Consider the following 24,242-nt stretch of genomic DNA (forward strand, 5'->3'; position numbering starts at 1 on the left):
CGGCTCTCACCGGGGGTTCTTCGTTTCAACGGGGTGCCGCCCAATGGCCGGCACTACCGCATCAGGCAGCGACCGTCTTGGCCACGTCCTGGTATTCCTCGATCTGGTCGAAGTTCATGTAGCGGTAGATCTCCGCGCCGCTGGCGGCAATCACGCCCACATCGGCCATGTACTCTTCCTTGGTCGGGATGCGGCCCAGACGCGAGCAGATCGCGGCCAGTTCGGCCGAACCCAGGTACACGTTGGTGTTGCGGCCCAGGCGGTTCGGGAAGTTGCGGGTCGAGGTCGACATCGCGGTGGAACCCTCGCGGATCTGCGCCTGGTTGCCCATGCACAGCGAGCAGCCCGGCATTTCCATGCGTGCACCGGTAGCGCCGAAGGTGCCGTACACGCCTTCCTTGGTCAGCTCGGAGGCATCCATCTTGGTCGGCGGGGCCACCCACAGGCGGGTCGGCAGGTCGCGCTTGCCTTCCAGCAGCTTCGCGGCCGCACGGAAGTGACCGATGTTGGTCATGCACGAACCGATGAAGACTTCATCGATCTTGGCACCGGCGACTTCGGACAGGGTCTTCACGTCGTCCGGGTCGTTCGGGCAGGCCACGATCGGCTCGTGGATGTCGGCCAGGTCGATCTCGATGACGGCGGCGTACTCGGCGTCGGCATCCGGCTCCAGCAGCTCCGGGTTGGCCAGCCACGCTTCCATCTTCTCGATGCGGCGCTGCAGCGAACGCGGATCCTGGTAACCCTCGGCAATCATCCACTTCAGCAGGGTGATGTTGCTGGTCAGGTACTCGATGATCGGTTCCTTGTTCAGGCGCACCGAGCAACCGGCGGCCGAACGTTCGGCCGAAGCGTCGGACAGCTCGAACGCCTGTTCGACCTTCAGCTCCGGCAGGCCTTCGATTTCCAGGATGCGACCGGAGAAGATGTTCTTCTTGCCGGCCTTGGCCACGGTCAGCAGGCCCGACTTGATCGCATACAGCGGGATCGCGTTGACCAGGTCACGCAGGGTCACGCCCGGCTGCATCTTGCCCTTGAAGCGCACCAGCACCGACTCCGGCATGTCCAGCGGCATCACGCCGGTGGCAGCGGCGAAGGCGACCAGGCCCGAACCGGCCGGGAACGAAATGCCCACCGGGAAACGGGTGTGCGAGTCACCACCGGTGCCGACGGTGTCCGGCAGCAGCATGCGGTTGAGCCAGCTGTGGATCACGCCGTCGCCCGGACGCAGCGAGACGCCGCCACGGGTGGAGATGAACTCCGGCAGGGTGTGGTGGGTCTTCACGTCCACCGGCTTCGGGTACGCAGCGGTGTGGCAGAACGACTGCATCACCAGGTCGGCCGAGAAGCCCAGGCAGGCCAGGTCCTTCAGCTCGTCGCGGGTCATCGGGCCGGTGGTGTCCTGCGAGCCGACCGAGGTCATCTTCGGTTCGCAGTAGGTGCCCGGGCGCATGCCTGGCTGCACGCCGTTAACTTCAGGCAGGCCACAGGCGCGGCCGACCATCTTCTGTGCCAGCGAGAAGCCCTTGCCGGTATCGACCGGCTGCACCGGCAGGCGGAACAGGTCGGTCGGGGCCAGGCCCAGCGCTTCGCGCGCCTTGCCGGTCAGGCCGCGGCCGATGATCAGCGGAATGCGGCCACCGGCGCGCACTTCGTCGAACAGCACTTCGCTCTTGACCTGGAATTCGGCGATCACTTCACCGTTCTTCAGCGCCTTGCCTTCGTACGGACGCAGCTCGACCACATCGCCGTGCTCCATCTTCGACACGTCCAGCTCGATCGGCAGTGCGCCGGCATCTTCCATGGTGTTGTAGAAGATCGGGGCGATCTTCGAACCCAGGCAGACGCCACCGGCACGCTTGTTCGGGATGAACGGAATGTCATCGCCAGTCCACCACAGCACGCTGTTGGTGGCCGACTTGCGCGAGGAACCGGTACCGACCACGTCACCGACGTAGGCGACCAGGTGGCCCTTGTCCTTCAGCGACAGGATCTGCTGGATCGGACCGCGCTTGCCGTCTTCTTCCGGGGTGAACGGCGCGTCATCGCGCTTGTTCTTCAGCATCGCCAGCGCGTGCATCGGAATGTCCGGGCGGGTGGTCGCGTCCGGCGCCGGCGACAGGTCGTCGGTGTTGGTCTCGCCCGGCACCTTGAACACGGTGACGGTCAGGCTCTGCGGCACTTCCGGGTTGCCGGTGAACCACTCGGCATCGGCCCAGCTCTGCAGCACGGCCTGGGCGTTGGCGTTGCCCGCCTTGGCCTTTTCCTGCACGTCATGGAAGGCATCGAACACCAGCAGGGTCTTCTTCAGGCCGTTGGCGGCGATGGTGCCGACGCTGGCGTCGTCCAGCAGCTGCACCAGCGGGGCAACGTTGTAACCGCCGAGCATGGTGCCCAGCAGTTCGGTGGCGCGCTCACGGCTGATCAGCGGGTTCTGCTCGCTGCCCAGGGCGATCGCCGCCAGGTACGAGGCTTTGACTTTGGCAGCGTCATCAACGCCGGCCGGCACGCGGTGGGTCAGCAGGTCGAGCAGGAACTCGGCCTCGCCCTGCGGCGGGTTCTTCAGCAGTTCGATGACATCGGCCGTCTGCTGCGCGCTCAGCGGCAGCGGCGGGATGCCAAGCGCAGCGCGCTCGGCGACGTGGTGGCGGTAGGCTTCCAACATGACAACTCCCGGGTAATGCGTAGGTTGAAAAAAAAAAAGTGGGCTCAGGCTTGCGGCACGATCAGCTTCAGGCCCTTGAAGTAGTCGCGGTAAAACGTATCGTTCCAGGTGATCAGGCCGTCGCACTGCAGCAGTGCGTGGGCGCCGACCATGAATTCGTCCAGGCTGCGGCGGCTGCCGCTGCGCTGGCGGTGGCGGCGGTGCATCTCGCCGGCGCGCAGCGCCGATTTGGCTTCCATCGGGTTGAAGTGCACACCCATCTCTTCCAGCGCTTCGAGCACCTCGGCACCGCCGCGCAGCGAAGCGCAGACCTCGGCCAGGGTCGCGCCACAGACCACCACGCGGCCGCCAACCAGGCTCTGCCGCAGGATGGCCTCCACCGCATCAGCCTGTGGGCCGTTGCTGAGCAGTTCGACCAGCACCGGCGAATCGACGGCGATCATCACCGGTCAGTCCTCGTCGCGGACCGAACGCACGGCGGCGTCGGACGATTCAAAGCCGTCCAGCGCGAACTTGCCGCGCGCCCGTGAAATGGCATCGTCAACACTCTTGCGCAGGATGATGCGGCTGCCGTCCAGCTCGACCTTCAGCAGCGTGCCCTTGGTCAGGCCGAGGGCGTCACGCACCGCCTTGGGCAGGGTGATCTGTCCGCGTTCTGCAACAGTGGCTTCCATCGGTAGGCCCTCCAGAGTATGCACAAATTATACATACTTCCCCGGGCATACTTCCACCCTGAACCGGACCGGCACCCCGCCAGCCCTTGCCTCGCAAAGGATCGGCCACAAACGTGACATACGCCATACACCTTCCCCTGTAGTCTGGAACCGATGCCGCAGGCCGGAACCGGTCCGGGTGAATCCATTCAGTTTCGGGTTCATACTGGAACCACCGGGGCCACCAGGCCCGCGGCGACCGCAAGCAGGCCCGCCCAGGCGCGAGCCACTGCAAGCCATCCGCAAGAAGGAGTTACCCCGCATGAGCGATTCGTTCTCCACCCGCAGCCAGCTGAACGTCGGCGGCAAGACCTACGACTACTTCAGCCTGCCCACGCTGGGCCAGCGCTTCGATATCTCCCACCTGCCCTACTCGATGAAGATCCTGCTGGAGAACCTGCTCCGGCATGAGGACGGTGGCGCCACCGTCGGCCCGGACCACATCGAAGCCGTGGCCCGCTGGAACCCGTCCGCCGAACCGGACACCGAAATCGCCTTCATGCCGGCGCGTGTGGTCCTGCAGGACTTCACCGGCGTGCCCTGCGTGGTCGACCTGGCCGCGATGCGCGACGCCGTGGTCAAGCTGGGCGGCTCGCCCGAGCAGATCAACCCGCAGATTCCCTCCGAACTGGTCATCGACCACTCGGTGCAGGTCGATGTGTTCGGCAAGCCCGATGCGCTGGACCTCAACGGCAAGATCGAATTCCAGCGCAACCAGGAACGCTACGGCTTCCTGCGCTGGGGCCAGAAGGCCTTCGACAACTTCAAGGTGGTGCCGCCCAACACCGGCATCGTCCACCAGGTGAACCTGGAAAACCTGGCCCGCGTGGTGATGACCGCCGACAAGGGCGGCACGGCCATCGCTTATCCGGACACCGTGTTCGGCACCGACAGCCACACCACGATGATCAACGGCATCGGCGTGCTGGGCTGGGGCGTGGGCGGCATCGAGGCGGAGGCGGCCATGCTCGGACAGCCGTCGTCGATGCTGATCCCGCAGGTGGTCGGCTTCAAGCTGACTGGCAAGCTGCCGGAGGGCGCCACCGCCACCGACCTGGTGCTGACCGTCACCCAGATGCTGCGCAAGCTGGGCGTGGTCGGCAAGTTCGTCGAGTTCTACGGTGACGGCCTGCAGCACCTGCCGCTGGCCGACCGCGCCACCATCGGCAACATGGCCCCGGAATACGGCGCCACCTGCGGCATTTTCCCGATCGACGCCGAATCACTGAACTATCTGCGCCTGTCCGGCCGCAGCGAAGAGCAGATCAACCTGGTCGAGGCCTACGCCAAGGCGCAGGGCCTGTGGCACGAGCCGGGCAGCCCGCATGCCCAGTACAGCACCACGCTGGAACTGGACATGGGCACGGTGAAGCCGTCGCTGGCCGGCCCGAAGCGCCCGCAGGACCGCGTGCTGCTGGAAGACGTGCAGAAGAACTACCGCGAAGCGCTGGTGGGCATGACCGCCAACCGCGACAAGCGCAGCGAGGATGTGTCCTCGTTCGTCAATGAAGGCGGCGGTGCGGCGGTCGGCAACGAGCAGCTGGCCAAGGGCTTCGCCGACATCGAGATCGAGAACCGCAAGGTGCGGCTGAAGGATGGCGCGGTGGTCATCGCCGCCATCACCTCGTGCACCAACACCTCCAACCCGGCGGTGATGATCGGTGCCGGCCTGCTGGCCCGCAACGCGGCAGCCAAGGGCCTGAACCGCCAGCCGTGGGTGAAGACCTCGCTCGGCCCAGGTTCGCGCGTGGTCACCGACTATCTGGAAAAGGCCGGCGTACTGAAGGAGCTGGAGAAGATCGGCTTCTACGTGGTCGGCTACGGCTGCACCACCTGCATCGGCAACTCCGGCCCGCTGCCCACCGAAGTCAGCGCCGGCATCGCCGCTGGCGATCTGGTGGTCACCTCGGTGCTGTCGGGCAACCGCAACTTCGAGGGCCGCGTGCATCCCGAAGTGAAGATGAACTACCTGGCCAGCCCGCCGCTGGTGGTGGCCTACGCCATCGCCGGCACCACCGACATCGACCTGACCACTCAGCCGCTGGGTACCGGCAGCGATGGCCAGCCGGTGTTCCTGCGCGACATCTGGCCGAGCAACAAGGAAATCGGCGACGTCATCGCCGCCACCATCGGCCCGGAGATGTTCAAGCAGAACTACGCCGATGTGTTCAAGGGTGACACCCGCTGGAACACCATCGCCTCGCCGGATGGCAATCTGTATGAGTGGAGCGACGCCTCCACCTACATCAAGAACCCGCCGTACTTCGATGGCATGACCATGCAGACCGGCAGCATCGACGACGTGCACGGCGCACGCGTGATGGGCCTGTTCGGCGACTCGATCACCACCGACCACATCTCCCCGGCCGGCAACATCAAGAAGGACTCGCCCGCAGGCCGCTTCCTGCAGGAGCGCGGCGTGCAGCCGGCCGACTTCAACAGCTACGGCAGCCGCCGCGGCAACGATGACGTGATGGTCCGCGGCACCTTCGCCAACATCCGCATCAAGAACCTGATGTTCGGTGGCGAGGAAGGCGGCAACACCCTGTACTACCCGGCCGGCGGTGGCCAGCCGGAGAAGCTGGCGATCTACGATGCGGCCATGAAGTACAAGGCCGACAAGGTGCCACTGGTGGTGCTGGCCGGCAAGGAATACGGCACCGGCTCATCGCGTGACTGGGCGGCCAAGGGCACCCTGCTGCTGGGGGTGAAGGCAGTCATCGCCGAGAGCTTCGAGCGCATCCACCGCTCCAACCTGGTCGGCATGGGCGTGCTGCCTCTGCAGTTCCGCAGCGGCGAGAATGCGCAGAGCCTGGGCCTGGACGGCTCGGAAGTGATCGACATCACCGGTCTGCAGGACGGTGCCAGCAAGCGCGCCACGGTCACCGCCACCAAGGCTGATGGCACGAAGAAGACCTTCGAGGTCTCGGTGATGCTGCTGACCCCGAAGGAGGTCGAATACTTCCGTCATGGTGGCCTGCTGCAGTACGTGCTGCGCCAGCTGGCCAGCATGTAACGCCCCACCGTGGTTAGAGTCGACTGTCAGTCGACCATCCAACAAAAGGGCCGGATCCTCGCTGATCCGGCCCTTCTGGTTTCTTCGCAGCCAGGCATGGCCTGGCTCTACTGCGTCACCGGCAACGTCGGGATACGTGCCACCTGCCCGGTCACCGGCGCGGTGCGTCCGGGTCGGTGCGCAACGCCTTCAGCAGGCCCCACATGTAGAACGCCAGGGTGAACGAGAACGGCAGGCCGCACAGCACCACCGCCGTCTGCATCGCACTGAAGTTGCCGGCCAGCAGCAGGCCGACACTGGCCACGGTGATGCCCACCGCCCAGAACACGCGCAGCCAGATCGGCGCGTCATGGCCATCCTCCACGCCATCATCAACGCGACGGGTGCACAGGTTGGCGATCATCAGCGTGCCCGAATCGACCGGGGTCAGGAACAGCACGAAGCCGATCACCACCGCGGCACCGGCCACGTACGGCGCGGCGGGCAGGTATTCCAGCAGCTTGAACAGCGTCATCGCCGCATCGTGCTGGGCCACTTCGCCCAGCACCGCCTGGCCATGGTTGAGCACCAGGTCGATGGCGGTATTGCCGAAGATCGACAGCCACGCCAGGGTGAAGCCGAGCGGGATCAGCAGCACGCCCATGATCACTTCGCGGATGGTGCGTCCACGCGAGATGCGCGCCACGAAAAGGCCCACGAACGGTGCCCAGGCGATCCACCACGCCCAGTAGAACAGCGTCCACGAGCCCATCCACTCACGACCCTTCGGGTCGTTGAGGTACATGTCGAAGCTCTTGCGCACGAACGCGCCCAGATAGTCGCCGGTGTTCTGGATCAGGCCGTCGAACAGGTGCAGGGTCGGGCCGGTGACCAGCACGAACAGCAGCAGGCCGCACAGCAGGCGCACGTTGAGGTTGGACAGCCAGGCGATGCCCTTCTCCACACCCGCCACCACGCCGATGGTGGCCACCACCATCATCACCAGCACGATCGCCACCAGCACCTGCGGCGTGTCCGGAATGTGGAACAGGTAGACCAGGCCGGACTGCACCACCAGCGCGCCGATGCCGAGGTTGGTCACCATCGAGATCAGCGTAGCGAGGATGCCGAAACCATCGACCATGTCGCCGATGCGGCCATGGATGCGCTCACCGAAAATCGGGTACAGCGCCGAGCGCAGCGCCAGTGGCAGGTCACGGCGGTAGGCGAAATAGCCCAGCGCCACGCCCACCAGTGCGTACAGCGCCCAGCCGTGCAGGCCCCAGTGCAGGAAGGTCAGCACCATCGCCTCGCGGCCGGCGGCCACGGTGCCGCCGGGCTGCCCGGGCGGATTGAGGAAGTGATCCAGCGGCTCGTAGGCGCCGTAGTAAAGCAGCGCGATGCCGATGCCGGCCGAGAACAGCATCGATACCCAGGGCACGTAGCCGAAGGCCGGCGATTCCTCGTTGTGGCCCAGGCGGATGCGGCCATACGGCGAGAACGCCAGCCACAGCACGAAGCCCAGGCACAGCACGATCAGCAGCATGTACCACCAGCCGAACGCCGCCGACACCTCGGCCTGCGCCCATTGCAGCCAGTGCTCGCTGCCTTCGGGATAGAGAACGGTAAGCAGCCCGAGAATGCCGATCGACACCGAGGAACTGAAGAACACAAAACGGTTCAAGCGCAGGGGCGAACGCTTGGGATGAGCCAGGGAAGACATGGGGTCGTCTCATCAAGTCCGAGGGAGCACATGGGCGGGGCCGGACCGGTAAACCGGGCCCATGGCGTGGGGCGCGAGCGCATCCTAGGGTTTATTGATTGAACGTTCAATCAATAAAAAGCATAATGGCGGGCAGCCCGATCCTTCGGGTCGCAATCCGTGGAGAGACAATGCCGAAGAAAGGCGTGGAACCGGTACGGCGCGAGCAGCTGATCCGGGCCACTTTCCAGACCATCGACGAGATCGGCATGGCCGATGCGACCGTCGCCACCATCGCGAAGAAGGCAGGGCTGTCCAGCGGCATCGTCGCCCACTACTTCGGCGACAAGGACGGCCTGCTCAATGCTGCAATGCGGCAGATCCTGCGCGAACTGAAGGACGCGGTTGCGCGCTACCGCGCCGACGTCGGCGATGACCCGCGCGACCAGCTGCGCGCCATCGTCGATGGCAACTTCGATGACAGCCAGATCAACGGCACCGCCATGCGCGTCTGGCTCACCTTCTGGGCCGCGAGCATGCACCAGCCGGAACTGGCGCGGCTGCAGCGCGCCAACGACCAGCGCCTGTTCTCCAACCTGTGCCACCAGTTCAACCGCCTGCTGCCCCACCCGCAGGCCCGCCTGGCCGCCCGCGGCCTGGCCGCGATGATCGACGGCCTGTGGCTGCGCGGCAGCCTGGTCGGCGGCCAGTTCAATGCCGAGAAGTCCCGGCGCATCGCTTACGGCTACATCGACTTCCAGTTGCAGGCTGCCGCGCTATAAGCGCTTCAGCACCCGCCCCCTTCCAAGGAGTACGCCCCCATGACCACCCTGCCCGTCCAACAGCTGTACATCCACGGCCAGCGCGTCGATGCCACCAGCGGCAAGACCTTCAAGTCGGTGAACCCGGCCACCGGTGACGTGATCGCTGAAGTACAGGTCGCCAGCCAGGCCGACGTCGAGCGCGCCGTGCAGAGCGCGGCCGAAGGCCAGAAGGTGTGGGCCGCGATGACCGCGATGGAGCGTTCGCGCATCCTGCGCCGCGCCGTCGAGATCCTGCGCGAGCGCAATGATGAGCTGGCCCACCTGGAAACCCTGGACACCGGCAAGGCGCTGGCCGAGACCACCACCGTGGACATCGTCACCGGTGCCGACGTGGTCGAGTACTACGCCGGCCTGGCCACGGCCATCGAAGGCATCCAGCTGCCGCTGCGCGAATCGAGCTTCTTCTACACCCGCCGCGAACCGCTGGGCGTGGTCGCCGGCATCGGCGCCTGGAACTACCCGATCCAGATCGCCATGTGGAAGTCGGCCCCGGCCCTGGCCGCCGGCAACGCGATGGTGTTCAAGCCGTCCGAAGTAACCCCGCTGACCGCGATCCGGCTGGCCGAGATCTACACCGAAGCGGGCGTGCCGGCCGGCGTGTTCAACGTCGTGCAGGGCCCGGGCCGCGAGATCGGCCAGTGGCTGACCGAGCACCCGGTGATCGAGAAGATCTCCTTCACCGGCGGCGTCGCCACTGGCAAGAAGGTGATGGCCAGTGCCGCCTCCTCGTCGCTGAAGGAAGTGACCATGGAGCTGGGCGGCAAGTCGCCGCTGGTGATCTGCGATGACGCCGACCTCGACCGCGCCGCCGACATCGCGGTGATGGCCAACTTCTTCAGCTCCGGCCAGGTCTGCACCAACGGTACCCGCGTGTTCGTGCCGCGCAGCATGCTGGCCGCGTTCGAAGCCGCCGTTGTCGAGCGCGTCAAGCGCATCCGCATCGGTGATCCGATGGCCGCCGAGACCAACTTCGGCCCGCTGACCAGCTTCCCGCACATGGAAAACGTGCTGCGCTACATCGAAAGCGGCAAGGCCGAAGGCGCCCGCCTGCTGACCGGCGGCGGCCGTGCCACCGAAGGTGCGCTGGCCAATGGCGCTTACGTGCTGCCGACCGTGTTCTCCGACTGCCGCGATGACATGACGATTGTCCGCGAAGAGATCTTCGGGCCGGTGATGAGCATCCTCGCCTACGACGACGAAGACGAAGTGGTTCGCCGTGCCAACGACACCACCTTCGGCCTCGCTGCCGGCGTGGTCAGCAAGGACGTCAGCCGCGCCCACCGCATCATCCACCGCCTGGAAGCCGGCATCTGCTGGATCAACACCTGGGGTGAATCGCCGGCCGAAATGCCGGTCGGCGGCTACAAGGAATCCGGCGTCGGCCGCGAGAACGGCATCTCCACCCTCGGCCACTACACCCGCATCAAGTCGGTGCAGGTCGAGCTGGGCGACTACGCCAGCGTGTTCTGATCGGCGCGCCCTGAGCGCGCCCCATCGTCCGGCCACCGTGCCGATCCGACATTCCGCCGGGACGCCTGCATGCAGCGCGCCCCGGCCTGCAGGAGACACCCATGAGCACCCATAACGAGTACGACTACATCATCATCGGCGCCGGTTCGGCCGGCAACGTGCTGGCCACCCGCCTCACCGAAGATGCCGAGGTCAGCGTGCTGCTGCTGGAAGCCGGTGGCCCGGACTACCGGCTCGACTTCCGTACCCAGATGCCGGCCGCGCTGGCGTTCCCGCTGCAGGGCAAGCGCTACAACTGGGCGTACAAGACCGATCCCGAGCCCTTCATGAACAACCGCCGCATGGACTGCGGCCGCGGCAAGGGCCTGGGCGGCTCGTCGCTGATCAACGGCATGTGCTACATCCGCGGCAACGCGATGGACTACGACAACTGGGCCAGCATGCCGGGCCTGGAAGACTGGACCTACCTGGACTGCCTGCCCTACTTCCGCAAGGCGGAAACCCGCGACATCGGCGCCAATGACTACCACGGTGGCGACGGCCCGCTGCGCGTGACCACGCCGAAGGCCGGCAACAACGAACTGTTCGCGGCGATGGTCGAGGCCGGCGTGCAGGCCGGCTACCCGCGCACCGACGACCTCAACGGCTACCAGCAGGAAGGCTTCGGCCCGATGGACCGCACGGTCACCCCGAAGGGCCGTCGCTCCAGCACCGCCCGCGGCTACCTGGACCTGGCCAAGCCGCGCCCGAACCTGACCATCGTCACCCACGCGCTGACCGACCGCATCCTGTTCTCGGGCAAGCGTGCGGTGGGCGTGCAGTGGCTGCACAACGACCAGCCGCAGCGTGCCACCGCGCGCCGAGAAGTGCTGCTGTGCGGCGGCGCCATCGCCTCGCCGCAGATCCTGCAGCGCTCGGGCGTCGGCCCGGCCGACCTGCTGCGCAGCCTCGACATCGACCTGGTGCACCACCTGCCGGGCGTCGGCGCCAACCTGCAGGATCACCTTGAGATGTACCTGCAGTACGAGTGCAAGAAGCCGGTGTCGCTGGCGCCGGCACTGAAGCTGTACAACCAGCCGGCGATCGGCGCCGAATGGCTGTTCCTGGGTACCGGCATCGGCGCCAGCAACCAGTTCGAGGCCGGCGGCTTCATCCGCAGCGACGCCGAGTTCGACTGGCCGAACCTGCAGTACCACTTCCTGCCGGTGGCGATCAATTACAACGGCTCCAACCCGATCAAGGCGCACAGCTTCCAGATGCACGTCGGCTCGATGCGTTCGCCCAGCCGCGGCCGCATCCACGTGCGCTCGAAGGACCCGCGCGAACATCCCAGCATCCTGTTCAACTACATGTCGCATGACCAGGACTGGCGCGAGTTCCGCGCGGCGATCCGCATCACCCGCGAGATCTTCGCCCAGCCGGCGCTGGCACCGTACAGCGGCCGCGAGATTTCGCCGGGCAGCGCGCTGCAGACCGACGCGCAGATCGATGCGTTCGTGCGCGAGCACGCCGAAACCGCCTACCACCCGTCGTGCTCGAACAAGATGGGCCACGCCGATGATCCGATGGCAGTGGTCGACGGCCAGGGCCGCGTGCATGGCCTGGAAGGCCTGCGCATCGTCGATGCCTCGATCATGCCGCAGGTGGTGACCGGCAACCTCAACGCGCCGACCATCATGATGGCCGAAAAGCTGGCCGACGTGATCCGCGGCCGCACCCCGCTCGCCCGCAGCACCGCGCCGTACTACAAGGCCAACGGCGCACCGGTGCGCAAGCAGGGCTGAGGAGCCCCGAACCGGTAGGTGCCCACCTTGGTGGGCACTGATCCAAGGCCCCACCTCGGAATCCTGTGCCGACCAAGGTCGGCACCTACCATTGCCGTTTCCGCATCCTGTGCCGGCCGCTGGCCGGCATCCATCCGAACAACGAGGCCCTACGGGGCCTCTTCGCGTTTTCCCTACGGCGGGGTATGCTGCAATGACCGGCCATTGTCGATACGCTCAGGCCGGAACCTAATACATCACGATTCCTGGAGGGGGAATATGAGTCTGGATCGTCCCTGGCTGCAGAGCTATCCGAAAGGCGTTCCCGCCGAAATCGACGTCAACGAGTTCCATTCGGTCGCCTCGGTCTTCGACGCCTCCGTCGCGAAATTCCGCGACCGTCCCGCCTACTCCAGCTTCGGCAAGGTCATCACCTATGGTGAGACCGATGCGCTGGTCACCCAGTTCGCCGCCTACCTGCTGGGCGAGCTCAAGCTCAAGAAGGGTGACCGCGTCGCCCTGATGATGCCCAACTGCCTGCAGTACCCGGTGGCCACCTTCGGCGTGCTGCGCGCCGGCCTCACCGTGGTCAACGTCAACCCGCTCTACACCGCGCGCGAACTCAAGCATCAGCTGGTCGACGCCGGTGTCAGCGCGCTGGTGGTGGTCGACAACTTCGGCGACACCGTCCAGCAGGTCATCGCCGACACGCCGGTCAAGCACGTGATCACCACCGGCCTGGGCGACCTGCTCGGCGCCAAGGGTGCGATCGTCAACTTCGTGCTGAAGTACATCAAGAAGATGGTGCCCAACTACCACGTCAAGGGCGCGGTCCGCTTCAAACAGGCACTCAAGCTGGGCAGCCGCCACACGCTTCCGAAGGTCGAGATCGACCACGACGACATCGCTTTCCTGCAGTACACCGGCGGCACCACCGGCGTGGCCAAGGGCGCGATGCTGACCAACCGCAACCTGATCGCCAACATGCAGCAGGCGTCGGCGTGGCTGTCCACCTCGGGCATCGAGCCGGGCAAGGAAGTCATCATCACCGCCCTGCCGCTGTACCACATCTTCGCGCTGACCGCGAACGGGCTGGTCTTCATGAAGTTCGGTGGCTGCAACCACCTGATCACCAACCCGCGCGACATGAAGGGCTTCGTCAAGGAGCTGAAGGGCACCCGCTTCACCGCCATCACCGGCGTCAACACGCTGTTCAACGGCCTGCTCAATACCCCCGGCTTCGACGAGATCGATTTCTCTTCGGTCAAGTTCACCCTGGGCGGCGGCATGGCGGTGCAGCGCGCGGTGGCCGAGCGCTGGAAGAAGACCACCGGCGTCACCCTGGTCGAGGCCTACGGCCTGACCGAAACCTCGCCGGCGGCCTGCATCAACCCGCTCACCCTGCCCGAGTACAACGGCTCGATCGGCCTGCCGATTCCGTCCACCGATGCCTGCATCAAGGACGACAACGGCAACATCCTGCCTCTGGGCGAAGTCGGTGAGCTGTGCATCAAGGGCCCGCAGGTGATGAAGGGTTACTGGCAGCGCCCGGATGAAACCGAGAAGGCCATCGACGCCGACGGCTGGCTGCATACCGGCGACATGGCGAAGATGGACGAGCACGGCTTCTTCTACATCGTCGATCGCAAGAAGGACATGATCCTGGTATCCGGCTTCAACGTATACCCGAACGAGGTCGAGGACGTCATCGCGATGATGCCGGGCGTGCTGGAAGTGGCCGCAGTCGGCGTTCCGGACGAAAAATCCGGCGAAGTGGTGAAGGTCGTTATCGTGAAGAAGGACCCGAACCTGACCGCCGAAATGGTCAAGGAGCACGCGCGGGCAAACCTGACCGGTTACAAGCACCCCAGAATCGTAGAATTCCGAAAAGAGCTGCCGAAGACCAACGTCGGCAAGATTCTCCGTCGCGAGCTGCGTGATACGCCCGCCCAGTAAGGGTTTACGGGCAAGCAGACAGAACAGGGGCCCCGCCGGCGACGGCGGGGCCTTTTCATTGCCGGAACATGGCCGGCCCAGCGCTTGCGGGCGGTTCACGACAGGTGCATAGAATCAGTCGCCGCCGCACGTTCAGCTCGCCCCCTCACTCTTCTCCGTCCGCTCTGCGGTTGGCCGGACGGTCACACGGAGAACTCCCATGTCTGCAGTACGCCCCATCATCACCCGCCCCGCCCAGCACCCTACCCTGCGCATCACCGAAGAGACGGAGCGGGATGTCTACTGGATCCACATGCACGCCAACCTGGTCAACCAGCCGGGCCGGCCATGCTTTGCGTCACGCCTGGTCGATGACATCGTCGACTACCAGCGCGACCTGGGCGATCGCCTCAGTGCCTCGCATGTTCTGTCACCCCATGTCGTTCTGGCCTCGGACAGCGACGTGTTCAACCTGGGCGGAGATCTCGAACTGTTCTGCCGCCTGATCCGCGAAGGCGATCGCGCCCGCCTGCTTGACTATGCGCAGCGCTGCGTGCGCGGCGTGCATGCCTTCCATGCCGGTCTCGGCGCCCGCGCCCACAGCATCGCACTGGTCCAGGGCAATGCACTCGGTGGCGGCTTCGAAGCGGCGCTGAGCTGCCACACCATCGTCGCCGAGGAAGGCGTACTGATGGGCCTGCCGGAGGTGCTGTTCGACCTGTTCCCCGGCATGGGCGCCTACTCCTTCCTGTGCCAGCGGATCAGCCCGCGCCTGGCCGAGAAGATCATGCTGGAGGGCAATCTCTACACGGCCCGCCAGCTCAAGGAGATGGGCCTGGTGGACATCGTCGTGCCGGTCGGCGAAGGCGTGGCCGCAGTGGAACAGGTGATCAAGGACAGCAAGCGGATTCCGCATGCCTGGGCGGCGATGCGCGAAGTCAACGAGATCGCCACCATGGTGCCGCTGCACGAAATGATGCGGATCACCGAGATCTGGGTCGACACCGCCATGCAGCTCGGCGAGAAGTCCCTGCGTACGATGGATCGGCTGGTGCGGGCGCAGGCCCGGCGCAATGGCGACCCGGCCTGACAGCCCGGCGGTTCAGGACGGGCTGCGCTCACTGTCGTCGCGGTGCGGTGCCCCCGCACTACGGGCAGCCAGCGCATTCCTGCCGTTGCGCAGGGCGGCCGTCAGGTTGCCGAGCCGGGTGATCCACTCACCCTTCAGCTGCCAGTCCGCCATGCGCATGATCTCGCCACTGGAGGCGGCAACCTGGACCAGTCCCAGGTTGCTCGCCACACCCCGCAAGGCGTGGGCATGTTCGCGGAAGTCTTCCCAGGCCTGGCGCTCACCGCAGGCCTGCAGCTGGCCCATGCTGGCGTCGACATCCGCCAGGCACTGGTCGATGAACTTGCGTTCGAAGCCATCGCCCATGCCCAGCGCAGCCAGCTCGTCCAGCACGGCGGTGTCGAGCACGCCATCGGCGACCGGCAACGCGGGCACCGACTGGATGCCGGTTTCGGCGCGGGTATTGGCCGCAACGTCGGCCAGTACTTCCAGCAGCCGGGTTGCGACCACCGGCTTGGCCAGGAACGCGCGCGCGCCTGCCTGTTCGCAGCGCAGGATCGACTCGGGGGTGACATCGGCACTGAGCACCATCACCGGCACATAGGGCATGCCACTGGCCTGCATCACCCGCAGCTGCTTGAGCAGGTCCAGGCCGCTCATGCCGGGCATGTGCAGGTCGACGATCGCCGCGTCGTAACTGGCCTGCTCAAGCGCGTCGAGCACTTCGGCGCCGCCATTGACACAGGTGACCTTGTGACCGGCCTTCTCCAGCAGGCGCTGCAGCACCATCCGGTTGGCCTCATGGTCATCGGCCACCAGCACCCGCAGGCTGCGCACCCGTGCACGATGGCGCAGGAACGGATTGGAGAACGCAATGACGTTGCCGGCTTCGGCCACCTCGGACGCGGCCACCGGCGCCGCCACGGGGTCTGCAACGTCCAGCGTGATTTCGACCCAGAACACGCTGCCGCGCGGGCTGTTCGGGGCGTAACCGACCTGGCCGCCCATCGACTCCACCAGGCCCTTGGCGATGGCCGTACCCAGGCCGGTGCCCTCGTGGCGCCGGGCCAGGCCGACATCGCCCTGTTCGAACGCATTGAACAGGCGGCCACGCAGGGCCACCGGCACACCGATGCCGGTATCGACGATCTCGAAGCGCAGGCGTACCCGCTCGCTGCCCAGTGCATCCGGGCTGGACACGTGCAGCTGCACGTAGCCGCTGTCGGTGAATTTGACCGCGTTGCCCATCAGGTTCAGCAGGATCTGCTGCAGATGGCCGGCATCGCCCAGCAGGCGCGGCGGCACGTTCTCGTCCACCTGCACGCGGTAGTCCAGCGATTTCGAGCGGGTCTGCGGGGTCAGGATCAGGTTGATCGCCTGCAGTACGTCGGCCAGCGCGAACTCGTGCCACTCCACCCGCACCTTGCCCGCCTCGATCGCGGAGATGTCCAGCACCTCTTCCACCAGCGCCAGCAGACTGCGGGTCGAGGCCTGGATGGTATTCAGGCATTCGCGCTGCTCATCGTCCAACCGGGTGGTCGCCAGCACCTCGGTCATGCCGGCCAGGCCGTTCAGCGGTGTACGGAACTCGTGGCTCATGTTGGCCAGGAAACGGCTCTTGGCCTCGTTGGCCTGGCGTGCTTCGGCCACGGCGCGGGTCAGGGCGTGCAGCAGCGAGTCGAAGTACAGCGGGATCGCGCCCAGGCCCAGCAGCAGGCCCCAGCCCAGATAGTCGTGGCTCCGCCAGTACGGCGACAGCATCACCGTGCACAGGAAAGCCAGGCAGCCCATCGCCGTAGCCACGCGCAGATAGGTACTGCCATAGCGCATGCCGTTGCCGATCGTCACCCACAGCATCACCGCGTACAACGGTGCCGCCGGCTCACCCTGGATGGTCATGATCCAGGCCATGCAGGTGTAGTCGGTCAGCATGCCGATCACCCGCCGCACATGCGACACCCCCGGATGCACCAGGATCGCCGCCAGCAGCCCGGCGGAAATGGTCAGCTCGAAGGCCAGGATCAGCCAGGTGGCCGTCAGTGCTTCACCGCCGCCGCTGAGCGAGCGCCAGCCCAGGTAGCTGATGAACAGCGCAGTGATGACGATGCGGATCAGGTTCTGTGCGTGCTCGCTGTCTTCGCGCCCGGACAGGCGCTGCCTGAAGCGGGCCAGCGGCGAGCGCGAGCCGGCAGCGACGGCGGGGGTCGTATCCATGGTCGGATGTCGCATCCTTCGGCGCAGCAGGGAAGAACAGCACAACGGAACCGCCAGCAGGCCCAGCCACAGGGAAAGGGCCAGGCCTGGATTGGCCCGCCAGTAAGGGGTCATCAGTACGGTGGCACCGAAACTGGCCATTGCCAATACGATGGCGGCCACCAGATAGCGGGGGCCGAAACGCAACCCATTGCCGACCGTCACCCACATCACCACGGCATAGACCCAGGCCAAGGGTTCGCCCATCTGGATCATGCCGACGGCGATCAGCCCGTAGTCGGCCAGCATCCCGGCCACCCGTCGCGGGTCCGAGCGGCCCGGCTTCCACAGCAGCCACGCGAACAGCAGCAGCGACAGGCCGAGCCCGGTCACTATCGTCGCCAGTACACCCTGATACTGCTCCAGCCGATGCAGCCGGGCGCCCGACAACAGCACATAGACCAGGATCAGCGAGATCAGCACCATCCGCACGATCGCCTGGCCATGCTCCGAATCCGGACGCTGCGCCAGCCGGCGCCTCACGCGTGCGAACAGGTCCTGCATGTCACCCACCCGGTCGCGTCGATGCCGTCGAGTGCTGGGCGCAGATGTCCATCAGCTGCGGGTGGCCGCGCATCAGCGCATCCACGCAGCGCGGGTCGAACAACCGGCCACGCTGGGCATACAGATAAGCCAGTGTGGCTTCCATGGTCCATGCTTCCTTGTACGGACGGGGCGAAATCAGCGCATCGAACACGTCGGCCACGGCCACGATCCGCGCCTCCAGCGGAATCGCCTCGCCCACCAGTCCATCCGGGTAACCGCTGCCGTCATAGCGCTCGTGATGGCGCAGCGCGATCAACGCACCGACCTGGATGAAGCGATTCTGGCTGCCGCTGAGCAGCTCATGGCCGATCCGCGGGTGCCGGCGCATGATCGCCAGCTCCTCGTCGTTGAGCTTGCCCTGCTTGAGCAGCACGGCATCGGGAATGGCGATCTTGCCCATGTCATGCAGCGGGGCCGCCATCTCGATCAGCTTGACGTCATCCTCGGGCAGGCCGAGCTGCTCTGCGATCAACCCGGCCACCCGTGCCATGCGCTCCAGATAGGCACTGGTGCCGGCATCGCGGAACTCGATCGCACGAGCCAATCGCGACAGGGTTTCGCGTTCGCGTTCCTCGACCTCGTGCATGCTGGCCAGCAGCCGCTGTTCCAGCGACAACGCACGCTGTTTCACGTTCTCGGTCTGCTGGCGCAGCTGCAGCAGGTTGTAGCAGCGCGCGCGCAATTCGCGCGGTCGGATCGGCTTGACCAGGAAATCGATGACACCTGCTTCCAGCGCCGCCTGCCGGATCGGCTCGTCGCCGACCACGGTGATCAGGATGACCGGAATGTCGCGGTGCTTGGGCAGGCGGCGGAAACGACGGGCGAACTCCAGCCCGTCCATCTCCGGCATGCGGTAATCGAGCAGCAGCAGGTCGACCGGATGCGCCTCGCACCAGGCCAATGCGGTCAGCGGGTCACCGAAGTCATACACGCTCAGTTCCGGCGCGATGTCCTCGATGACATGACGCAGCATCGTCCGCGCGGACGTCTGGTCGTCAACAATGACGATGTTCAACGCGTACTCTGCCTGGCTTCTCGACCATGCTGGATCATCAGCAGGCGAGGATACTCTGCCGCTGCGAACGCTCGCACCCTGCATCGGCCTGACTCCCGTGTCATACGTCCCGGTTCATGATCGTCATCACATTGTGAAGCGGACGCTTCACAATGCACCATCCCCCTGGCGCCGATCAAGCCATAACAGGCGTCAAGGTAGTGCATTAACGATACGCCGAGTGCGGGACGCGTCAATCGCGCCGTCTCGTTTCGCGACGGCGCGCACAAACAGGAGTCAGAAAAACGACCTGCTGCTCCGGTTACTGCTCCGGACGCATGTACGGGAACAGCAGCACGTCACGAATCGAGCTGCTACCGGTCAGCAGCATCACCAGGCGATCGACGCCGATGCCGAGGCCGCCGGTCGGGGCCATTCCGTACTCCAGCGCACGGATGTAGTCGGCGTCGTAATGCATCGCCTCGTCGTCGCCACCTTCCTTCGCCGCCACCTGGGCCTGGAAGCGCTGGGCCTGGTCTTCCGGATCATTCAATTCGGAGAAGCCGTTGGCCAGCTCCTTGCCGTTGACGAACAGCTCGAAGCGATCGGTGTAGCCCGGATCGTTGTCGTTGGCGCGGGCCAGCGGCGAGACCTCCACCGGATGATCGGTGATGAAGGTCGGCTGGATCAGGGTGTGTTCGACGGTGGCTTCGAAGATCTCCAGCAGCAGCTTGCCCCAGCCATAGGACGGCTTGACCTTGATCTTCAGGCGCTCGCAATGGCGCAGCAGCGCATCGCGGTCGGTGCAGTCGGCGGCGGAGATCTCAGGGTTGTGGTGACGCACGGCCTCGTCCATGCGCCAACGGCGGAACGCCGGGCCCAGGTCGATCTTCGCGCCGTCCCACTCCACTTCGGTGCCACCGTTCACGGCCTGTGCCACGTCACGGATCACGCCTTCGGTCAGGTCCATGATCTCGTTGTACGTGGCATAGGCCTCGTACAGTTCCATCATGGTGAACTCCGGGTTGTGCCGGGTGCTGACACCTTCGTTGCGGAAGTTGCGGTTGATCTCGTACACGCGCTCCAGGCCACCGACGGTCAGGCGCTTGAGGTACAGCTCCGGCGCCACGCGCAGGTACAGGTCCAGGTCCAGCGCGTTGTGGTGGGTGGTGAATGGCTTGGCCGCTGCGCCGCCGGGGATGTAATGCATCATCGGCGTCTCGACTTCGAGGAAGTCGCGGTTGTCGAGCCACGCGCGCATGGCGCGGATGATCTTCGAGCGCTTGATGAAGACCGCGCGCGATTCCGGGGTCACGATCAGGTCGACGTAGCGCTGGCGATAACGCTGCTCGACGTCGGCCAGGCCGTGCCACTTGTCCGGCAGCGGACGCAGCGACTTGGTCAGCAGGCGGATCGATTCGGCCTTGACCGACAGCTCGCCGGTCTTGGTACGGGTCAGGCCGCCTTCAACCGCGATGATGTCACCCACGTCCCAGCCCTTGAAGGCGGTGTAGGCATCACCGAGGACCGTGCCCTGCAGGAACAGCTGGATGCGGCCGGATTCGTCCTGGATCTGCGCGAAGCTGGCCTTGCCCATGATCCGCTTGGCCATCAGGCGGCCCGCCATCTTCACCTGGCGGCCGTTGCCTTCCAGGGCCTCGGCGGTCCACTGTCCGGCATCGGCGAATTCTTCCTGCAGTTGGCCAGCGAAGTCCTCGCGACGGAAGTCGTTCGGGTACGCGATGCCCTGCCCACGCAGCGCTTTGAGTTTCTCACGGCGCTCGGCGATCAACTTGTTTTCGTCGACGGGGGGGGTATCGGTAGCTTCGCTCATGGATCTGCGGGAATCGTGTAGTGAGGGGGGATGCTGCGCCCGGCACAGCCGGTTCCACAGCATACCAAAACCGCCCTGCCCCCGGCCCCTGGCGGCCCCGCCCCGGTAGTCGCCAACCTTGGTTGGCGCTTCGTGTGTCGACCAGGGTCGACACCTACCGGGCTGCGCGGCGCCGGCGTCAGCCGTTGCCGGGGAACGCCTGGCGCAGTTCGTCCACCAGCACCCGCTCGTTCTCCGAATAGTCGATCGGCACCGACACCAGGTGCACCCCACCCTCATTGAATGCCGCTTCCAGGGTCGGGATGAACTGCTCGATGGCGGTCACCTCGTGGCCCCTGCAGCCATAGGCCTCGGCATACTTGACGAAATCCGGGTTGCCGAAGGTCATGCCATAGTCGGTGAAACCATCCACCGCCTGTTTCCAGCGGATCATCCCGTAGGCGCCGTCGTTGAGGATCAGCACCACCAGATTCAGGCCCAGCCGGCGCGCGGTCTCCAGCTCCTGGCTGTTCATCATGAAACCGCCATCCCCGCACACTGCCAGCACCCTCCGCTGCGGGTACAGGATCGAGGCCATGATCGCCGACGGCAGGCCCGCACCCATCGTCGCCAGCGCGTTGTCCAGCAGCAGCGTATTGGCCACCTGGGTGCGGTAGTTGCGGGCGAACCAGATCTTGTACATGCCGTTGTCCAGCGCCACGATGCCGTCCGGCGGCATCACCTGGCGCACGTCGTGCACCAGCCGCTGCGGGGTGAACGCCTGCTCCTCGGCCCGGTCGGCAAGGTGTTCCAGGATGGTCGCGCGCAGCGGCAGCAGCGCATCGGCGTTCGGCACCGCACCCTCGATGCGGCCGGCCAGCTGGGTCAGCGCGCGGCCGATGTCACCGATCACCTCCACCTGCGGGAAGTACACCTGTTCCACCGCTGCCTGCGAGTAGCCGATATGGATCACGGTCGGCCCGCCCGGGCGCATCACGAACGGCGGCTTCTCGGTGACCTCGTGGCCGATGGTCACGATCACGTCGGCCTGGTCGATCGCCATGTGCACGTAATCGCGCTCGGTCAGCGCCGCGGTGCCCATGTACAGGCCCGAGCCACCGGCGACCGCACCCTTGCCCATCTGCGTGGTGAAGAACGGAATGCCGGCCCGCAGCACGAACGCTGACAGCGCCTCGCTGGACTGCGGCCGCGAGGCCGCCGAAGCGATCATCAGCAGCGGACGCTTGGCGTTGCGGATGATCTCCGCCGCACGGTCGAGCGCCTCCGGGCTGGCAATGGGGCGATCCACCGCGTGCGGCGGAATCAATGCCACGCCCTCGACCTCGTTGGCCGCGATGTCTTCCGGCAGTTCCAGCAGTACCGGACCCGGCCGCTCTTCCTGGGCCACGCGGAATGCCTCGCGGACAATGGTCGGGATGGTGCGCGCCGAGACGATCTGCCGCGCCTGCTTGGTCAGCGGCTTCATCGTGCTGACGATGTCGACAATCTGGAAGCGCGCCTGCTTGCTGGCGACGATGCCCTTCTGGCCGGTAATCATGATCACCGGCCACGCACCCAACAACGCATAGGCCGCGCCGGTGGTGAAGTTGAGCGCGCCCGGGCCAAGCGTGGCCAGGCACACGCCGGGCTTGCCGGTCAGGCGGCCATAGGTGGCCGCCATGAACACTGCCGCCTGCTCATGGCGGGTGACGACCAGCTCGATGCTGGAGTGCCGCAGTGACTCGACCACGTCGAGGTTTTCTTCGCCGGGGATGCCGAAAATACGCTCGACGCCTTCGTTCTCAAGCGCGGCGACGAGCAGGTCTGAACCCTTGGACATTGGAATGCCGTCCTTTTCGCTGGACTGATGGTGGATCGTTGCAGGAAGGATGAGAGCCGCGCGTCAAGGCTTGTCGAACCACACGGTCTGCGCGTTGACGAACTCGCGGATGCCGAAGTGCGAAAGCTCACGGCCGAAGCCGCTCTTCTTCACGCCGCCGATCGGCACGCGCGGGTCGGAGGCCGAGAACCCGTTGACGAACACGCCGCCGGTCTGCAGCCGGCGCGCCAGCTGCATCGCGCGCGCGCGGTCGCCGGTCCACAGGTTGCCGCTGAGGCCGAATTCGCTCTGGTTGGCCAGTTCCACCGCATGGTCGGCATCACGCGCGCGGCTGATCGAGGCCACTGGGCCGAAGGTCTCGGTATCGAAGGCCTGCATGCCCGGCGCCACGCCGGCCAGCACGGTGGGGGCATAGAACGCGCCCGGACGATCCAACTGGTGGCCGCCGACCAGCAGCTGCGCGCCGGCCTCCACCGAGGCGCGCACCTGCGCATCAAGCTGCTCAAGCAGATCCTGGCGCGCCATCGGGCCGATGCGGTTGCTGGGGTCGCGGCCATCGCCAATGGTCAGCGCCTGCACCTTCTGGCAGAACTGCGCCACGAACCGGTCGTAGACTGCGTCTTCGACGATGATGCGCTTGCCGGCGATGCAGACCTGCCCGGTGTTCTGGAAGCGCGAGGCCACTGCGGCATCAACGGCGGCATCGAGATCGGCATCGGCCAGCACGATGAACGGATCGGAGCCACCCAGCTCCAGCACCACCTTCTTCAGCGCCTGCCCGGCCTGGGCGGCAATGCTGCGACCGGCCGCCACGCTGCCGGTCAGGGTCACCGCAGCGATACGGTCATCGGCAATCGCGCGGCTGGTGCCCTCGCGGCTGATGTTGGCGGCGATGAAGGTGCCATCCGGCAGCCCGGCATCACGCCAGGCCGCATCCAGCAGCTGCGCGGTGCCGACGATGTTCTCGGCAGGCTTCAGCAGAAAGCCGTTGCCACCCATCAGGATCGGCACCGCGGCACGCATCACCTGCCAGTACGGGAAATTCCACGGCATGATGCCCAGCACCACGCCCAGCGGCAGGTAGGACACGTAGGCCTTGTCGTCGGGCACCTGGGTCGGTTCGTCGTGCAGGAACTGCGCGCCGTGGTCGGTATACCAGTCGCACAGCACGGCGCACTTTTCGATCTCGGCCAGCGATTCGGCCTGGACCTTGCCCATCTCGGCGGTGGCCAGCGCGGCCAGCTTTTCACGGTCACGGCGCAGTACGGCAGCCATCGCGCGCAGCACCCCGGCGCGCTGTTCGAGGCTGGTTGCGCTCCAGGCGGCAAAGCCGGCCTGGCCGCGATCGAGGATCGCCTCCAGTTCGGCGTCGGTGGCGAAGGGATGGCTGGCGATGAGCTGGCCGGTGGCCGGATCGCGGGAAATGGCAGTGCTGGGGGCAGCGGACATGCAGGTCTCCTGGTGTCTCGACAACGGGCAGTGGCCCGTCTCCTGCACAGGAATGTGGACCTGTTCGATGGCAGCAACAAGGCGTCTGCTCATCCTGTGACCTGCACTTACCTGCCTGAATGGGGTTATCGGCAGGGCTGCGCCCTGCACCCGCTTCAAGCCAAGGCAACATCAACAGCCGAAGCAACAGCACAAGCTGGTTTCCTGCGGG

Annotated in this window: 15 protein-coding genes; 6 read left to right on the forward strand and 9 right to left on the reverse strand. The window is 65.9% G+C overall.

The window, feature by feature from the left end; genetic code table 11:
• Positions 1-61: 61 nt before the first annotated feature.
• From acnB to SSKA14_RS13890, 3 genes are read right to left on the reverse strand one after another with little or no spacing between them, the layout of a single operon-like run.
• Positions 62-2,665, reverse strand: coding sequence for a bifunctional aconitate hydratase 2/2-methylisocitrate dehydratase (gene acnB / locus SSKA14_RS13880; protein WP_008268105.1), 2,604 nt, complete (start codon positions 2,663-2,665; stop codon positions 62-64).
• Positions 2,666-2,709: 44 nt separating this feature from the next.
• Positions 2,710-3,108, reverse strand: coding sequence for a type II toxin-antitoxin system VapC family toxin (locus SSKA14_RS13885; RefSeq protein ID WP_008267153.1), 399 nt, complete (start codon positions 3,106-3,108; stop codon positions 2,710-2,712).
• A gap of 6 nt (positions 3,109-3,114) precedes the next feature.
• A complete protein-coding gene (locus SSKA14_RS13890; protein WP_008268694.1) occupies positions 3,115-3,339 on the reverse strand; it encodes an AbrB/MazE/SpoVT family DNA-binding domain-containing protein in 225 nt (74 codons plus the stop codon).
• Positions 3,340-3,640: 301 nt separating this feature from the next.
• Between SSKA14_RS13890 and acnA the strand changes: the two genes are divergently transcribed.
• Entirely contained in the window at positions 3,641-6,394 is a 2,754-nt protein-coding gene (gene acnA, locus SSKA14_RS13895; protein ID WP_008265509.1) for an aconitate hydratase AcnA, read from the forward strand.
• 151 nt (positions 6,395-6,545) lie between these two features.
• Here acnA and SSKA14_RS13900 read toward each other — a convergent pair whose 3' ends face one another.
• A complete protein-coding gene (locus tag SSKA14_RS13900) occupies positions 6,546-8,096 on the reverse strand; it encodes a BCCT family transporter (protein ID WP_008264452.1) in 1,551 nt (516 codons plus the stop codon).
• 170 nt (positions 8,097-8,266) lie between these two features.
• Here SSKA14_RS13900 and betI point away from each other — a divergent pair, with 170 nt between their 5' ends.
• The 5 genes from betI to SSKA14_RS13925 all read left to right on the forward strand — a co-directional run bounded on the left by betI (position 8,267) and on the right by SSKA14_RS13925 (position 15,157).
• Positions 8,267-8,857 carry a transcriptional regulator BetI gene (gene betI, locus SSKA14_RS13905; RefSeq protein ID WP_008264954.1) on the forward strand — a complete coding sequence of 197 codons (591 nt, stop codon included), beginning with the start codon at positions 8,267-8,269 and terminating at the stop codon, positions 8,855-8,857.
• Between the two features lie 39 nt (positions 8,858-8,896).
• Positions 8,897-10,369 carry a betaine-aldehyde dehydrogenase gene (gene betB / locus SSKA14_RS13910; protein ID WP_008264682.1) on the forward strand — a complete coding sequence of 491 codons (1,473 nt, stop codon included), beginning with the start codon at positions 8,897-8,899 and terminating at the stop codon, positions 10,367-10,369.
• 101 nt (positions 10,370-10,470) lie between these two features.
• Positions 10,471-12,153: a choline dehydrogenase gene (gene betA, locus SSKA14_RS13915; RefSeq protein ID WP_008268752.1), complete on the forward strand. Its 1,683-nt coding sequence runs from the start codon at positions 10,471-10,473 to the stop codon at positions 12,151-12,153.
• Positions 12,154-12,411: 258 nt separating this feature from the next.
• Positions 12,412-14,088: a long-chain fatty acid--CoA ligase gene (locus SSKA14_RS13920; RefSeq protein WP_008265257.1), complete on the forward strand. Its 1,677-nt coding sequence runs from the start codon at positions 12,412-12,414 to the stop codon at positions 14,086-14,088.
• A 199-nt stretch (positions 14,089-14,287) separates the two neighbouring features.
• Complete coding sequence (locus tag SSKA14_RS13925; protein WP_008265715.1) at positions 14,288-15,157, forward strand: crotonase/enoyl-CoA hydratase family protein; 870 nt, start codon at positions 14,288-14,290, stop codon at positions 15,155-15,157.
• A 12-nt stretch (positions 15,158-15,169) separates the two neighbouring features.
• Here SSKA14_RS13925 and SSKA14_RS13930 read toward each other — a convergent pair whose 3' ends face one another.
• The 5 genes from SSKA14_RS13930 to SSKA14_RS13950 form a co-directional block, all read right to left on the reverse strand.
• Positions 15,170-17,893 (reverse strand): response regulator, encoded by a 2,724-nt coding sequence (locus tag SSKA14_RS13930; RefSeq protein WP_083797370.1) that lies wholly within the window; start codon positions 17,891-17,893, stop codon positions 15,170-15,172.
• A 1-nt stretch (position 17,894) separates the two neighbouring features.
• Complete coding sequence (locus SSKA14_RS13935) at positions 17,895-19,034, reverse strand: two-component system response regulator (protein ID WP_008267350.1); 1,140 nt, start codon at positions 19,032-19,034, stop codon at positions 17,895-17,897.
• A gap of 217 nt (positions 19,035-19,251) precedes the next feature.
• Positions 19,252-20,763, reverse strand: coding sequence for a lysine--tRNA ligase (gene lysS, locus SSKA14_RS13940; protein WP_040007817.1), 1,512 nt, complete (start codon positions 20,761-20,763; stop codon positions 19,252-19,254).
• A gap of 178 nt (positions 20,764-20,941) precedes the next feature.
• Complete coding sequence (locus SSKA14_RS13945) at positions 20,942-22,582, reverse strand: acetolactate synthase large subunit (RefSeq protein WP_008267048.1); 1,641 nt, start codon at positions 22,580-22,582, stop codon at positions 20,942-20,944.
• Positions 22,583-22,645: 63 nt separating this feature from the next.
• Positions 22,646-24,031: an NAD-dependent succinate-semialdehyde dehydrogenase gene (locus tag SSKA14_RS13950; protein WP_008268567.1), complete on the reverse strand. Its 1,386-nt coding sequence runs from the start codon at positions 24,029-24,031 to the stop codon at positions 22,646-22,648.
• Between the last annotated feature and the right edge of the window lie 211 nt (positions 24,032-24,242).

Origin of the sequence: Stenotrophomonas sp. SKA14 (assembly GCF_000158575.1) — a bacterium.
GTDB lineage: Bacteria > Pseudomonadota > Gammaproteobacteria > Xanthomonadales > Xanthomonadaceae > Stenotrophomonas > Stenotrophomonas forensis.

Bases quoted from the DNA above. Each gene is read 5' to 3' on its own strand.
- acnB (WP_008268105.1), bottom strand. From the start codon at position 2,665: ATGTTGGAAGCCTACCGCCACCACGTCGCCGAGCGCGCTGCGCTTGGC.
- SSKA14_RS13885 (WP_008267153.1), bottom strand. From the start codon at position 3,108: ATGATCGCCGTCGATTCGCCGGTGCTGGTCGAACTGCTCAGCAACGGC.
- SSKA14_RS13890 (WP_008268694.1), bottom strand. From the start codon at position 3,339: ATGGAAGCCACTGTTGCAGAACGCGGACAGATCACCCTGCCCAAGGCG.
- acnA (WP_008265509.1), top strand. From the start codon at position 3,641: ATGAGCGATTCGTTCTCCACCCGCAGCCAGCTGAACGTCGGCGGCAAG.
- SSKA14_RS13900 (WP_008264452.1), bottom strand. From the start codon at position 8,096: ATGTCTTCCCTGGCTCATCCCAAGCGTTCGCCCCTGCGCTTGAACCGT.
- betI (WP_008264954.1), top strand. From the start codon at position 8,267: ATGCCGAAGAAAGGCGTGGAACCGGTACGGCGCGAGCAGCTGATCCGG.
- betB (WP_008264682.1), top strand. From the start codon at position 8,897: ATGACCACCCTGCCCGTCCAACAGCTGTACATCCACGGCCAGCGCGTC.
- betA (WP_008268752.1), top strand. From the start codon at position 10,471: ATGAGCACCCATAACGAGTACGACTACATCATCATCGGCGCCGGTTCG.
- SSKA14_RS13920 (WP_008265257.1), top strand. From the start codon at position 12,412: ATGAGTCTGGATCGTCCCTGGCTGCAGAGCTATCCGAAAGGCGTTCCC.
- SSKA14_RS13925 (WP_008265715.1), top strand. From the start codon at position 14,288: ATGTCTGCAGTACGCCCCATCATCACCCGCCCCGCCCAGCACCCTACC.
- SSKA14_RS13930 (WP_083797370.1), bottom strand. From the start codon at position 17,893: ATGCAGGACCTGTTCGCACGCGTGAGGCGCCGGCTGGCGCAGCGTCCG.
- SSKA14_RS13935 (WP_008267350.1), bottom strand. From the start codon at position 19,034: ATGCAGGGTGCGAGCGTTCGCAGCGGCAGAGTATCCTCGCCTGCTGAT.
- lysS (WP_040007817.1), bottom strand. From the start codon at position 20,763: ATGAGCGAAGCTACCGATACCCCCCCCGTCGACGAAAACAAGTTGATC.
- SSKA14_RS13945 (WP_008267048.1), bottom strand. From the start codon at position 22,582: ATGTCCAAGGGTTCAGACCTGCTCGTCGCCGCGCTTGAGAACGAAGGC.
- SSKA14_RS13950 (WP_008268567.1), bottom strand. From the start codon at position 24,031: ATGTCCGCTGCCCCCAGCACTGCCATTTCCCGCGATCCGGCCACCGGC.